This is a genomic window from Neisseria sp. HMSC15G01 (genome assembly GCF_001808255.1).
In the GTDB taxonomy this organism is placed as follows: Bacteria; Pseudomonadota; Gammaproteobacteria; order Burkholderiales; family Neisseriaceae; genus Neisseria; species Neisseria subflava_A.
Window position 1 is genome coordinate 32,301 of the sequence record NZ_KV792654.1, and the last position, 12,916, is coordinate 45,216.

Annotated in this window: 12 protein-coding genes, 1 tRNA gene and 1 pseudogene; 4 read left to right on the plus strand and 10 right to left on the minus strand. The window is 49.1% G+C overall.

Features of this window, described 5'->3' with window-relative positions:
* Positions 1-20: 20 nt before the first annotated feature.
* Positions 21-401 (minus strand): hemerythrin domain-containing protein, encoded by a 381-nt coding sequence (locus HMPREF3139_RS00420; protein ID WP_070459407.1) that lies wholly within the window; start codon positions 399-401, stop codon positions 21-23.
* A gap of 146 nt (positions 402-547) precedes the next feature.
* Here HMPREF3139_RS00420 and HMPREF3139_RS00425 point away from each other — a divergent pair, with 146 nt between their 5' ends.
* On the plus strand, positions 548-1,006 hold the full coding sequence (locus HMPREF3139_RS00425) for an RrF2 family transcriptional regulator (protein ID WP_049328858.1): 459 nt from the start codon (positions 548-550) through the stop codon (positions 1,004-1,006).
* 514 nt (positions 1,007-1,520) lie between these two features.
* Here the strand turns inward: HMPREF3139_RS00425 and HMPREF3139_RS00430 are convergent.
* The 8 genes from HMPREF3139_RS00430 to HMPREF3139_RS00465 all read right to left on the minus strand — a co-directional run bounded on the left by HMPREF3139_RS00430 (position 1,521) and on the right by HMPREF3139_RS00465 (position 8,243).
* Positions 1,521-1,596 (minus strand) — tRNA-Ile (locus HMPREF3139_RS00430).
* A 93-nt stretch (positions 1,597-1,689) separates the two neighbouring features.
* Positions 1,690-2,541, minus strand: coding sequence for a dihydropteroate synthase (gene folP, locus HMPREF3139_RS00435; protein ID WP_070459410.1), 852 nt, complete (start codon positions 2,539-2,541; stop codon positions 1,690-1,692).
* An 84-nt stretch (positions 2,542-2,625) separates the two neighbouring features.
* Positions 2,626-4,287 carry an electron transfer flavoprotein-ubiquinone oxidoreductase gene (locus HMPREF3139_RS00440; protein WP_070459413.1) on the minus strand — a complete coding sequence of 554 codons (1,662 nt, stop codon included), beginning with the start codon at positions 4,285-4,287 and terminating at the stop codon, positions 2,626-2,628.
* A 132-nt stretch (positions 4,288-4,419) separates the two neighbouring features.
* A complete protein-coding gene (locus tag HMPREF3139_RS00445; protein WP_049328855.1) occupies positions 4,420-4,854 on the minus strand; it encodes an ExbD/TolR family protein in 435 nt (144 codons plus the stop codon).
* A 3-nt stretch (positions 4,855-4,857) separates the two neighbouring features.
* Entirely contained in the window at positions 4,858-5,517 is a 660-nt protein-coding gene (locus HMPREF3139_RS00450) for a MotA/TolQ/ExbB proton channel family protein (RefSeq protein WP_049328854.1), read from the minus strand.
* A gap of 102 nt (positions 5,518-5,619) precedes the next feature.
* Positions 5,620-6,567 carry an energy transducer TonB gene (locus HMPREF3139_RS00455; protein ID WP_070459416.1) on the minus strand — a complete coding sequence of 316 codons (948 nt, stop codon included), beginning with the start codon at positions 6,565-6,567 and terminating at the stop codon, positions 5,620-5,622.
* A gap of 352 nt (positions 6,568-6,919) precedes the next feature.
* Positions 6,920-7,813 (minus strand): tyrosine recombinase XerC, encoded by an 894-nt coding sequence (locus HMPREF3139_RS00460; protein WP_070459419.1) that lies wholly within the window; start codon positions 7,811-7,813, stop codon positions 6,920-6,922.
* 1 nt (position 7,814) lies between these two features.
* Complete coding sequence (locus tag HMPREF3139_RS00465) at positions 7,815-8,243, minus strand: acyl-CoA thioesterase (protein ID WP_070459421.1); 429 nt, start codon at positions 8,241-8,243, stop codon at positions 7,815-7,817.
* Positions 8,244-8,393: 150 nt separating this feature from the next.
* On the opposite strand from HMPREF3139_RS00465, the gene fba reads away from it, so the two are divergent.
* Together fba and HMPREF3139_RS00475 are read left to right on the plus strand one after the other, a co-directional pair.
* Entirely contained in the window at positions 8,394-9,458 is a 1,065-nt protein-coding gene (fba, locus tag HMPREF3139_RS00470; RefSeq protein ID WP_003686828.1) for a class II fructose-bisphosphate aldolase, read from the plus strand.
* Between the two features lie 128 nt (positions 9,459-9,586).
* On the plus strand, positions 9,587-10,516 hold the full coding sequence (locus HMPREF3139_RS00475) for a glycosyltransferase family 2 protein (RefSeq protein WP_070459424.1): 930 nt from the start codon (positions 9,587-9,589) through the stop codon (positions 10,514-10,516).
* Positions 10,517-10,581: 65 nt separating this feature from the next.
* Here HMPREF3139_RS00475 and HMPREF3139_RS00480 read toward each other — a convergent pair whose 3' ends face one another.
* Positions 10,582-12,258 (minus strand): formate--tetrahydrofolate ligase, encoded by a 1,677-nt coding sequence (locus HMPREF3139_RS00480; RefSeq protein ID WP_070459427.1) that lies wholly within the window; start codon positions 12,256-12,258, stop codon positions 10,582-10,584.
* 179 nt (positions 12,259-12,437) lie between these two features.
* Between HMPREF3139_RS00480 and HMPREF3139_RS00485 the strand changes: the two are divergent.
* Positions 12,438-12,870 (plus strand): annotated as a pseudogene (locus HMPREF3139_RS00485) (EamA family transporter).
* Positions 12,871-12,916 lie beyond the last annotated feature (46 nt).

Genomic DNA, 12,916 nt, shown 5'->3' on the forward strand with positions numbered 1-12,916 from the left:
GCCATCGATTCCCTTTCCTATTACACATTCTCAGGCAAAGGCAAAAAAGGTTCAATCGCAGGAAAAAGCTCGCGCTCCTCAAAACGCGCATGATCACGCAAAGTTACCGCAAAATCCTTATTCCATGATTCATTCATATATTCAGGATGAGCCATCATCGCACGCAGCTTGGCATGATCGCCTTCAAAACGCTGCCTCAACGCCGGATCAACCTTATCCCAATACGGCGCAAACATGGTTTCCTCCTCCAAAAAATGTGGCTCAAGCTCCACAAAATGAGGATCCAGCTCCGCTTGGTGGCTTTGCTCCGGCGTACGCAGGAGACGGACGCACAACGACAGCGAGCCATGATGCTCGCGGGAAAGTTCTATTAAGGCAGGGTGGCGTTTCAAGGGTTTCATAAGTTCGTTATAATGGCAACAGTTTGTCAAACTGGATTAATTCAAATGTTTCAGATATTATGAAACCCAATCCCACATAAAGTCAAACAACCCCTTACCAAACACTACCCTTTTGACATATAAGAAAAATATTCAAAGAGCCAGCTATGTATCTGACCCAACATACCGATTACGGATTGCGCGTATTGGTTTATACCGCCATTAATGATGACACCCTCGTCAATATCAGCACCATTGCCGAGACTTACAATATTTCCAAAAGCCATTTAATGAAAGTGGTTACCTCATTAGTCAAAGGCGGATTTCTGGTCAGCGTACGCGGCAAAGGCGGCGGTTTGCGCTTGGCGGATGTTCCCGAAAAAATCAACATCGGCGCAGTCGTGCGCCATCTGGAGCCGATGCAGGTTGTCGAATGCATGGGCGATAACAACGAATGCCTCATCACCCCATCCTGCCGACTGACCGGCATCATTACCGGCGCCATCAAAGCCTTCTTCAACCATTTAGATCAATACTCCCTGCAAGATCTTTTGGACAAACCAACCTACGACATACTCTATACCCCGCGTATCCCAATCAACGAAATACGCAGAATGGTTGATTAAATCTTCAGGCCGTCTGAAAAACAGTCCAGTTATATCGAAATAATCATCAGCCTCTCAATATAGGGCCATGTGGTATTACTCGGAAAAATAAAAAATGCCGTCTGAAATTAGGATTTTCAGACGGCATTGCTAATTTTAAAATAATAGAAAGATATCAACCAGAGCAAGCAAAAAGTAACTGTTCGCCATTTACTTATTCCCTAGTCAAAAAGTACGCCAAGTATCTTCCCAATCAACGTAACGGTCTTTTTCCAATACAAAATTGGGAACGTTATATACCAATCCCGGCTCAGGCGGCTGATAATCAAAATCAAATTTACCCTCAACGACTATAAGGGTGTCAATGTGATAAGCCCTTTTCAGCCTAAAAAAGCATTACCTAAATGTGCTTTAACCTTTTGTATTCATTTTATAGGTTGATTTTTATGCTGTTGTTCACATTATATTCCAACCCTTCAAAAATCAATAAATACAAAAATGCCCGAAGCCAAAAGCCTCGGGCATTTTTAATATTTGGTGGGTCCGGTGGGTTTCGAACCCACGACCAAGGGATTATGAGTCCCCTGCTCTAACCCCTGAGCTACAGACCCGTCAAGAGTAAAAGCGGATTATAGCATAACTTGTTGCTTGTTCAAGATGCCGGGCAAATGTTTCAGACGGCCTGTTGGTTTTCTATTCAGGTATTATGCCGATATGCCCAATGCTTCCCAAACTTTCAAAGCGTCCGATGTTGCTTTGACATCGTGAACACGGATGATTTGCGCGCCTCGGGCGACTGTGGCCAAAGCGGCTGCGACGCTGCCGTGTACGCGTTTAGAGGCATCTTGTTCTCCTGTCAGCTCGCCAATCATACGTTTGCGCGATACACCGATCAGAAGCGGGAATCCGGTTGCGTCCATCAACTCAGGCAAATGTTTTATCAGGGTGATGTTGTGTTGCAGGTTTTTGCCGAAACCGAAGCCGGGGTCTAACGTGATGCGTTCAGAGGCAATGCCTGCTTGAACGCATTCTGCCGCGCGTGCTTTTAAATAGCGCGCGACCTCTTCGACGACATCTTGATATTGCGGATTAAGCTGCATGGTTTTGGGCAAACCCTGCATGTGCATGAGACACACGCCTGTATTCGGCTGTTGCGCCAGCAATGCGACTGCGCCTTCATCACTCAATGCGGCAACATCGTTGATAATGTCCACGCCGCCTTGTGCCAAGGCTTTTTCCATAATCGCCGTACGGCGTGTGTCCAAACTGACGGGAACATTCCACTTGGCCACTTCCGCTAAAACCGGCTGCACCCTGGCCCATTCTTCTTCGAGAGAAACATCATCCGAACCCGGACGGGTAGATTCGCCGCCGATATCGAGAATATCCGCACCGTCTTTCAGAAGCTGCTCGGCATGTGCCAATGCTATTGGGACATTTTGCGAATAGTTGCCGCCATCGGAAAATGAATCGGGGGTCAGATTGACGATGCCCATAATTTTCGGTTTGTCTAAGGCGATTTCAAATCGGCCTGCCTGCCAAATGTGCGTGTTCATAATGCTTCCATTGATGAAATAATAGGATAGAGGCCGTCTGAAACTTTTCAGACGGCCTTTAGGTTTTGACTTCAAAACAGTAAATTACATTCCGCCGTAATTCGGTCCGCTTGCGCCTTCAGGGCAAATCCAAGTGATGTTTTGCGTCGGGTCTTTGATGTCGCACGTTTTGCAGTGGACGCAGTTGGCAGCGTTGATTTGCATACGCGGACTGCCGTTTTCTTCGACGATTTCATATACGCCGGCCGGACAATAGCGGGTTTCGGGCGAGGCGTATTCTTTGTAGTTTACGTCTATCATGACCTGCGGATTTTTCAGCACCAAATGGTCGGGCTGGTTTTCTTCGTGCGCAAGGTTGGCAAGGAAAACACTACTCAAACGGTCAAAGGTCAAAACACCGTCGGGCTTCGGATAATCAATCGGCTTGCATTCGGAGGCTTTTTTGAGCTGCTCGTTGTCTTTGCCGTGATGTTTCAAAGTCCAAGGGGCTTTGCCTCTGAAAATCATTTGGTCGATACCGGTATAGATTGAGCCGAGGTAAACGCCCCATTTGAATGACGGACGGACATTGCGCGCGGCGTAAAGCTCTTGATACAGCCAACTTTGTTCAAAGCGTTGCTGATAATCGGTGGCCTCTTTGCCGCTATCGAAGCTTTCCACTTCTTCGAGGTTTTCCAACAAAGGAAATACTGCTTCTGCGGCGAGCATGGCGGATTTCATCGCGGTATGAATGCCTTTGATGCGCGGCATATTCAGGAAACCCGCCGCATCGCCAATTAAAACGCCGCCTTTGAACGAGAGCTTCGGCAAACTTTGCAAACCGCCTTCAATCAGCGAACGCGCGCCATAAGCGATACGGCGGCCGCCTTCAAAGGTTTTGCGGATTTCAGGATGAGTTTTGAAACGTTGGAACTCTTCAAACGGCGACAAATAAGGGTTTTGATAATCCAAGCCGACCACAAAACCGACAGCGACTTTGTTTTCGTCAAAGTGATAAATAAACGAGCCACCGTAGGTTTTGCTGTCCAACGGCCAGCCTGCGCTGTGCATGACCAAACCGGGCTGATGTTTTTCAGACGGCACTTCCCAAATTTCTTTAATGCCCAAGCCGTAAGTTTGCGGCTCGCTGTTTTGGTCGAGCTTAAATTGTTCAATAACTTGCTTGGAAAGCGAGCCGCGACAGCCTTCGGCAAATATGGTTTGTTGCGCCCAAAGCTCCATGCCGGGCTGGAATGATTCGGTCGGTTCTCCGTCTTTGCCCACACCCATATTGCCGGTCGCAATGCCTTTGACCGAACCGTCTTCGTGATACAGCACTTCGGCAGCGGCAAAGCCCGGATAGATTTCCACACCCAAAGTTTCCGCCTGCTCCGCCAGCCAGCGCACGACTTCGCCCAAGCTGGCAATATAGTTCGCATGGTTGTCGAAATTCGGGGTAACCGGCAAGTTGAAGGCTTTTTTCTCGGTCAGGAACAAAACCCTGTCCTTCGTCACTGTACGCGTCAGCGGCGCGCCTTTTTCTTTCCAATCAGGAATCAGCTCATTCAAAGAAATCGGATCGATGATGGCACCGGCCAGCGAGTGCGCACCGGCCTCCGAACCCTTCTCCACCACACAAACGCTGATTTCGCGTCCATTCTTTTCGGCAAGCTGCTTGAGTTTGATGGCGGCGGACAAACCCGACGGGCCTGCGCCGACAATCACGACATCGTATTGCATACTGTCGCGTTCGATGGTTTCTGTCATGGCGGTTCCTGTATTGTCGTTATTCAATTTAATCCGCTAATTATACAGCCTGGACATATAGTTACCAAATACAACAAAAGGCCGTCTGAAACTTTACTCAAATTTCAGACGGCCTTTACTATATTCAAAAGATTATTGCGCTTTGGTTTCCGTTACAAAACCGATTTTGCTGATACCGGCTTCGCGTGCCGCTTGCAGGGCTTGGTTAACATAATCGTATTCAACCGCTTTATCCGCCGCAATCGCCACAATCACATCTTCGTTTTTCGCTTTGGCTTCTTTCAGCTTGGCAGTTACCGTTGCCAAATCCACTTTGGTATCGGAATCGCCGCCAACGATATAGGCACCACTGGCATCAATGCTCAAACGCAAAGGATCTTTAGGCTGCTTATCCTCTTTCGCCGCTTTTTCCGAAGCAGTCGGCAACTCCAAAGGAATCGAGTGGGTCAGCACCGGCATGGTAATCATAAATACAATCAGCAACACCAGCATCACGTCCACTAAAGGCGTAACGTTGATATCCGACATCGGCGCATCATCGCCGGAATTCATTGATCCGAAAGCCATGGTTTAATCCTTTTGGTTCAGAAGGCGGACATGCAGGTCATGTGCAAATGCGTCCATATCTTGCGCGATGGTTTTCGTACCGCGATTGAGGAAGTTGTACGCCAATACGGCCGGAATCGCCACAAACAGGCCGACAGCAGTCGACACCAAAGCCTCACCAATCGGACCGGCTACCGCAGCAATGCTCATTTGACCGCTTTCGCTGATGCCGATCAGGGCATGGTAAATACCCCAAACAGTACCCAACAGACCGATAAAAGGAGCGGTTGCACCGATAGAGGCCAAAGCGGTCATACCGTAGTCAAACTGGCGCATGGTTTGAGCCAAACTGTTACGGATATGAACGACCAAGTATTCGTTCAAAGGCAATTCGTCAATCAGCGATTTGCTTGTCGTTTGACGGTAGTTTTGGTATGCGCGCAGAGACTCATCGGCAACATTGCTCATCGGTGCTTCTACCGCTTTGGCTTTTTGTACGGCGTCAGCCAGCGTAAACGCATTCAGCATCAACTCTTTTACCTGAGCATTGCCTTTTTTCGCTTTGCGGTATTTGATGCAACGGATCACGATGACGCTCCAAGTCACCACACTCATCAACAACATCAGGACAAATACACCAATCAGTACCACATCACCTGATTTGAAAACTAAACTTAAATCCATAATTTTTCCAAGTTAAAAATAAAATTAAAATTTCTATCGGGTCATTTAAAATCATTCCCCAACAGCATATATTTTCTAATCAATCAGCTTAGGCCTAGATACTTATTCGAGCGTGAATTTGACAGGTACTTTAAATTCAGTCCAAACACTTGCATGACAGCTACCATCTTTAACGGCTTTACGCGCTGCATTATCCAGACGACTATAACCACTTGATTTATTCACACTAATTGAATCCACTTTACCGCCAGGACCAACCAAGACTTTCAAAACAACCAAGCCCTCTTCACCATTTTCAGTGGACAGTGAAGGATACGGAGGTCTTGGAATATGGCAGGTTCCTTTTGCAGGATTGCCTTTACTGCTGCCGGCACCTGTACCGCTGCCACCACCTCCGCCACCGGTACCGGAGCCATGTTCGCCTTTCGCACCGCCGCTGCCGGATCCGCTGCCTTCGCCACGGCCGCTGCCTGTACCTTTCGTACCGCCGCCGTTGCCTTTTCCTTCTCCGCCCAAGGCTTTGCCTTCTCCGTTGCCTTTACCGTTTTCAGCAGTATTCGGCCCGGTTTTGCTGCCTGAGTGTTCAGATGCTTTGGGAGATGGTTTAGGTTCTGCCTTCGGCTCTGGTTTTGGCTCTGGTTTTGGCTCTGGTTTTGGCTCTGGTTTTGGCTCGGGCTTCGGCTCAGGTTTGGGTTCTGGCTTAGGCTCGGGCTTAGGTTTCTCGATAGGTTTCGGTTTTTCCTTTTGCTGTACGATATCCGCTTTTTCTTTTTTCGTTACCACAGGTTTGATAACAGGTTTGGGCGGCTCGACAGGCTTAGGTTTGGGTTTTGGCTTCGGTTGTTCGGGGGCAGGCTCGGGGGCGGCAGGTGCGCCTTCGCCCTCAGGACTACCGTCGCCACCGCCGAAATCGCCTAAATCGACAAATTCAATATTCGCTATTTCGACAGGAGGCGGTTTGTGCGCGTGCCATAAAAGTGCAACCAAACCGACGTGAATCAACGCAACGGAAGTCACGACGGCTGGAGTTAAAATTCGTTTTTTATCCATAATTCCGTTATGTTAATAGCAACAATTCCCGTTTGCAAGTCGTTTTACAGTCAAAATAAGCATTAATGCTTATAGAGAAAGTTTATAGACCTGCTGTTTTAAAGGCTGTATATCATAATATGATATTAGCTCTCATTACTAATATTATCAAACAAGCGGCCATCTGAAAAGATAAACGGTATTAAAAAAGCCATCGACTCTTACAATCTTTATGCCATCCGCACATCAGGCCAATATTTAAACCTCATCAGACCGATAAAAATTCAAATGGTTTCAAACCATCTGTATTTTTTATCCATAAAACATCAGGCCGTCTGAAAACATTCTTTCAGACGGCCTGATTCAAACAAAATCATTTTTTCCGTTTCGCCCTTGGGTGCGCCTCATCATAAACACGCGCCAAATGGTCAAAGTCCAACTTTGTATAAACTTGCGTAGCGGAAAGGTTGCTGTGCCCCAACAATTCCTGTACTGCACGGATATCGCCCGATGCCTGCAAAAGATGGGTTGCATAGCTGTGGCGCATCATGTGCGGCGAGATATGGCTGGCGCTGCCCACGCGCACTGCCCACGCCTGCAGGCGTTTTTGGATTTGACGTTGCCCCAGCCTGCTGCCGTTCTTATTGGTGAACAAGGCCTGCTCACCCTCTTTGGCAATACGCACTGCCAAATAATCACGCAATGCCGCAATGCTCTTGCCCACCAAAGGCACTTGCCGCTGCTTTCCGCCTTTACCCTTCACGCTGACCCAGCCTTCGTCCAAGACGATACTGTTCAGATTCAACCCTTGTATCTCGCTCAGGCGTAAACCGCTGCCATACATCAATTCAAACATGGCCTTATCGCGTACGTCCAACTCGTCATCAACCGGCGCATGGTCAAGGATATGGTTTAAAGGTTCTTGCGGCAAAGCTTTGGGCAGGCGTTCGGGCAGGCGCGGCGCTTTCATATTAAATGTCGGGTCGCTTTCCATAACTTCTATCTGCACCAGCCAACTGCAATACTGCCGCCACACCGACAATTTCCGCGCCAAGCTACTTTCGCTTAAGCCCTTTTGCGACAGCTTTTTCAATACCGCCACAAAATCACGGCGCGTCGGCAGGCCGTTTCCCAGGTTATCGGGCAACAGGCGCATCAACTCACTCAAATCGCGCCGATAAGCGGAAACGGTATGCTCCGACTTGCCTTGTTGCAGCAAGGTTTTCAGATAGCGTTCAAGATGAAGCGCAAAATTTGATTCCGCCATTTCAGACGGCCTCCAATGCCGTTTTCAATGCCGAAGGCAAACGGCAGACACGCTGCTTAACATAATCGAAACACACCATGCCTGTCTGCACTTTCGCCAGCACAAGGCCGTCTGAAATCCTGCAGATACGGTACAGCAAAGAAAAGCCCACACCGGCCACACCCGCCGCCCCCATTTCCACCGACAGCTCATCACCATGATGACCTTGCGCCAAATACTGCACCGCCGCATCCGCCATAATCAGGCCTGCCCCTCCGGCATCCATTTCGCTCCAACCCAGCTTCGCCAGCCAACGCATCCTCACTTCATGGCACAAACGCAACACAGCATCGTTCGCCAGATGACCTCCATAGTTCACATCGCCCACCTGCACCGTCAAGGCCGTCTGAAACAAAGGCTTACCACATTCGACCACCAAAATCCTATCCATTTTGCACACCCGTTTTCAATACTACGCCATTATAAACCGAGACCCTGTTCGTTAATATATAAAAACAATGTAGCAGCTTGTAGTTTTTCATTTCAAAAAACATTATAATTTATCGGATAAATTTACCCTTCACTACTTCAGGAGCTCCTCATGGCACTCGTATCCATGCGCCAATTATTGGACCATGCTGCCGAAAACAGCTACGGTCTGCCCGCATTCAACGTTAACAACCTCGAACAAATGCGCGCAATCATGGAGGCGGCCGACCAAGTCAACGCCCCCGTTATCGTTCAAGCATCCGCAGGCGCACGCAAATACGCAGGTGCCCCATTCCTGCGCCATCTGATTTTGGCCGCAGTCGAAGAATTCCCGCACATCCCTGTCGTGATGCACCAAGACCACGGCGCATCTCCTGATGTGTGCCAACGCTCCATCCAACTGGGCTTCTCCTCCGTAATGATGGACGGCTCGCTGATGGAAGACGGCAAAACCCCTTCTTCTTACGAATACAACGTCAACGCCACCCGTACCGTGGTTAACTTCTCCCACGCTTGCGGTGTGTCCGTTGAAGGCGAAATCGGCGTATTGGGCAACCTCGAAACCGGTGAAGCCGGCGAAGAAGACGGCGTCGGCGCAGTGGGCAAACTTTCCCACGACCAAATGCTGACCAGCGTTGAAGATGCCGTACGTTTCGTTAAAGATACCGGCGTTGACGCATTGGCTATTGCCGTCGGCACCAGCCACGGCGCATACAAATTCACTCGTCCGCCCACAGGCGATGTATTGCGTATCGACCGCATCAAAGAAATCCACCAAGCCCTGCCTAACACCCACATCGTGATGCACGGCTCCAGCTCCGTTCCGCAAGAATGGCTGAAAGTCATCAACGAACACGGCGGCAAAATCGGTGAGACCTACGGCGTACCGGTTGAAGAAATCGTCGAAGGCATCAAACACGGTGTCCGCAAAGTCAACATCGATACCGACTTGCGTCTCGCCTCTACCGGTGCCATCCGCCGCTTCATGGCAGAAAACCCATCCGAATTCGACCCGCGCAAATACTTGAGCAAAACCGTCGAAGCCATGAAACAAATCTGTCTTGACCGCTACCTCGCATTCGGTTGCGAAGGCCAAGCCGACAAAATCAAACCAATTTCTTTGGAAAAAATGGCAACCAAATACGCTAAAGGCGAATTGAACCAAATCGTTAAATAATCCGTATATCGGATTCACACTAAGGCCGTCTGAAAACTTGGCAATAAGGTTTCAGACGGCCTTAGCTTTTGGGAAATTTATAGTAAAATCTTCCACCGACTACACATCAAAACACATCGAAAGCAAACATGAAACTTGCCGTTATTTTGCCGGCCTATTGTGCCGAAGCTTATTTGACCGAATGCTTGGATTCGGTATTGAGTCAAACATTCCGCGACTTTTTCGTCATCGCCATCAACGATGCTTCAACAGACAAAACCGGCGAAATCCTCGAGGCTTACGCAGCCAAAGATTCACGTTTGCAGGTTTTCCATCTTCCGGAAAACAAGGGCGAGCCGTTTGCCTGCCAATTTGCCATGGATATGCTCAAAGACGTAGAGGTCGAATATGTGGCACGAATGGATGCGGACGATATTTGCGCCTTGGATCGTTTTGAAAAACAAATTCACTTCTTAGACAGCCATCCCGAAATCGATATTGTCGGCAGCCAAGCCACCATCTTTTTTGATGACCAAACCGGAAGAGAACCCGTTTTAAGCGACCTCCCCCTGCTCGACAAAGACATTAAAGCCTTTCTCTCCTTTGCCGCCCAAAACATGTTCAACCCCACCACCATGTGGCGGCACGACAGCATTAAAAACCTTGAGATAAACTACACCGCGACAGAAACCGCGCCCGATTTCCATATGTGGGTGCAATGCGCCCTACATGGCAAAACCTTTGCCAACCTGCCTGAGTCTTTGTTGTCTTACAGGATACACACAGCTCAAGAAAGCAAAAAAAAAGACAAAATCAACAGATCCGTCCAATACACCATGGAATTGTGGTTCAGTCACCTTTTCCCTGAATTGAACCCAGTAGAAATAACCCTCTTAAGCCGAATCTTGCATGAAAAGCAACTGCGTTTAACCACTGAAGAACTGAAAACCATTTTTGCCGCTTATGACAGAATCAGCAAAGACCGCAGCATTTCATTGTTTGGCGAAGACCGCAATACGTTGTTTGGCATGATAGACAAGTTCTTCAATTTCTTAAAAAGCCAATTGAAATTCACTTAAACCATAAAAGGCCGTCTGAAACCTCGGTTTCAGACGGCCTTTATCTATTTCAATATCAATCTAAATCAGAACAAGCCGTGAATCACGCCTTCTGCGTCCACATCGATTTTCTCGGCAGCCGGGACTTTCGGCAGACCCGGCATTTTCATCATATTGCCACACAGCGCAACAATGAAACCCGCACCGGAAGAAACGGTAATGCCGCGCACGGTAATGCGGAAGCCTTCAGGGCAGCCCAAGAGTTTGGCGTTGTCGCTCAAAGAATATTGGGTTTTCGCCATGCAGACAGGCATTTTGTCCAAGCCCAGTTTTTCCAGTGAAGCGATTTCGGCAGACGCTTCCGCGCTGAAATCGACATCTTCCGCGCCGTATACTTTTTGGGCAATCGCACGGATTTTGTCTTTAATGCTCAACTCAACATCGTAGGCGAAGCGGAATTCGTTGGGTTGGTTTTCGATGGCGTTAACAACTTTGTGCGCCAAGTCTGCACCACCCGCGCCGCCTTTGCCCCATACTTCGGTCAGGGAAACTTCAACGCCGTGTTCCGCACAAGCTTTTTCAATCATGGCCAACTCGGCATCGGAGTCGGACACGAAGCGGTTGATGGCAACCACCACAGGCAGGCCGAATACGTTTTTCAGGTTGGAAATGTGTTTCAGCAGATTAGGCAGGCCTTTTGCCAAAGCATCAAGGTTTTCTTCGCCGAGGTTGGCACGCTCCACGCCGCCGTTGTATTTCAAAGCGCGGACAGTGGCCACGACAACAGCCGCATCGGGTTTCAAATCAGCCAGACGGCATTTGATGTCGCAGAATTTTTCCGCGCCCAAATCCGCGCCGAAGCCTGCTTCGGTTACGGCATAATCGGCAAGATGTTTCGCCAAACGGGTAGCCGTTACAGAGTTACAGCCGTGGGCGATGTTGGCGAACGGACCGCCGTGTACAAAAGCCGGAGTGCCTTCGATGGTTTGCACCAAGTTAGGCTTAATCGCATCTTTGAGCAATGCCGCCATCGCACCATTCGCTTTCAAATCTTTGGCGTAAACAGGACTGCCGTCTTTGGCATAGGCGACAAGGATGTTGCCCAAACGCTCTTTCAAATCGCTGATGTCTTTGGCAAGGCAGAATACCGCCATCACTTCGGAGGCAACGGTAATGTCGAAACCGTCGGGGCGCATCACGCCGTCAACAGGCTTGCCCATGCCGTCGATGATGTTGCGCAACTGACGGTCATTCATATCGACCACGCGACGCCACAGCACGCGTTTCGGATCGATGTTCAACTCGTTGCCTTGGTAGATATGGTTATCAAGCATGGCAGCGAGCAAGTTATTCGCCGCGCCGATGGCGTGGAAGTCGCCGGTGAAGTGCAGGTTGATGTCTTCCATCGGCAAAACTTGGGCATAGCCGCCGCCTGCCGCGCCGCCTTTAACACCGAACACCGGACCCAAAGAAGGCTCGCGCAGGGCGATCACCGAATCTTTGCCGATATGGCGCAACGCGTCCGCCAAACCGATGGTTACAGTGGTTTTACCCTCACCCGCAGGAGTCGGATTAATGGCGGTAACCAAAATCAGACGGCCTTGTTTTTGAGGCAGCTTGAATGCCTCAGCCGGATTGATTTTGGCTTTGTAATGACCATAGGGCTCGATGTTGTCCACGTTCAAACCCAGCTTGGCGGCAATTTCGCCAATCGGGCGCATGGTGGAAGACTGGGCAATTTCAGCATCGGTTTTGAAGCTCATGATTTTCCTTTATTGAGAGAGGGAAAGGCCGTCTGAAACAATACAATTAAAGACAGCTGGAAGAAAAAGAATATTAGTTCTATTATAGCGTTTTCCAAAGACAAACCGCAGTGAAAATTTCGATATTTCATCAACAAGCGGATTCATATTGTCAACAATTTGAAACAAAGGAATAAAACATGAGCAGCAACGCATGGCTGTTTTGGGCCATTGGCATCGGCAGGCTTCGCCTCATTGACCGCCATTTTCGCCAAAATGGGTTTACAGGGCATAGATTCAGATTTCGCTACCTTTATCCGTACCTTAGTTATCCTCGCCGCTTTGGTACTGTTTTTAACTTACACCGGCAAATGGCAGGGCGTGAACGGCTTTACCGGCCGTAACTGGACATTCCTCATCCTATCCGGCCTCGCTACCGGCGCTTCTTGGCTCGCCTACTTCAAAGCCCTGCAACTGGGCAACGCCTCGCAAGTCGCACCCGTCGACAAATTCAGCCTGGTCTTGGTCGCCCTGATGGCCGTCGTTTTCTTAGACGAACGCCCAAGCACTCAGGAGTGGATAGGCTTAGGTTTGGTAACGGCAGGCGTATTGACTTTGGCTTTGAAACGATAAAAATTGGGACATTAAAAAAGGCCGTCTGAAAAATTTCAGACGGCCT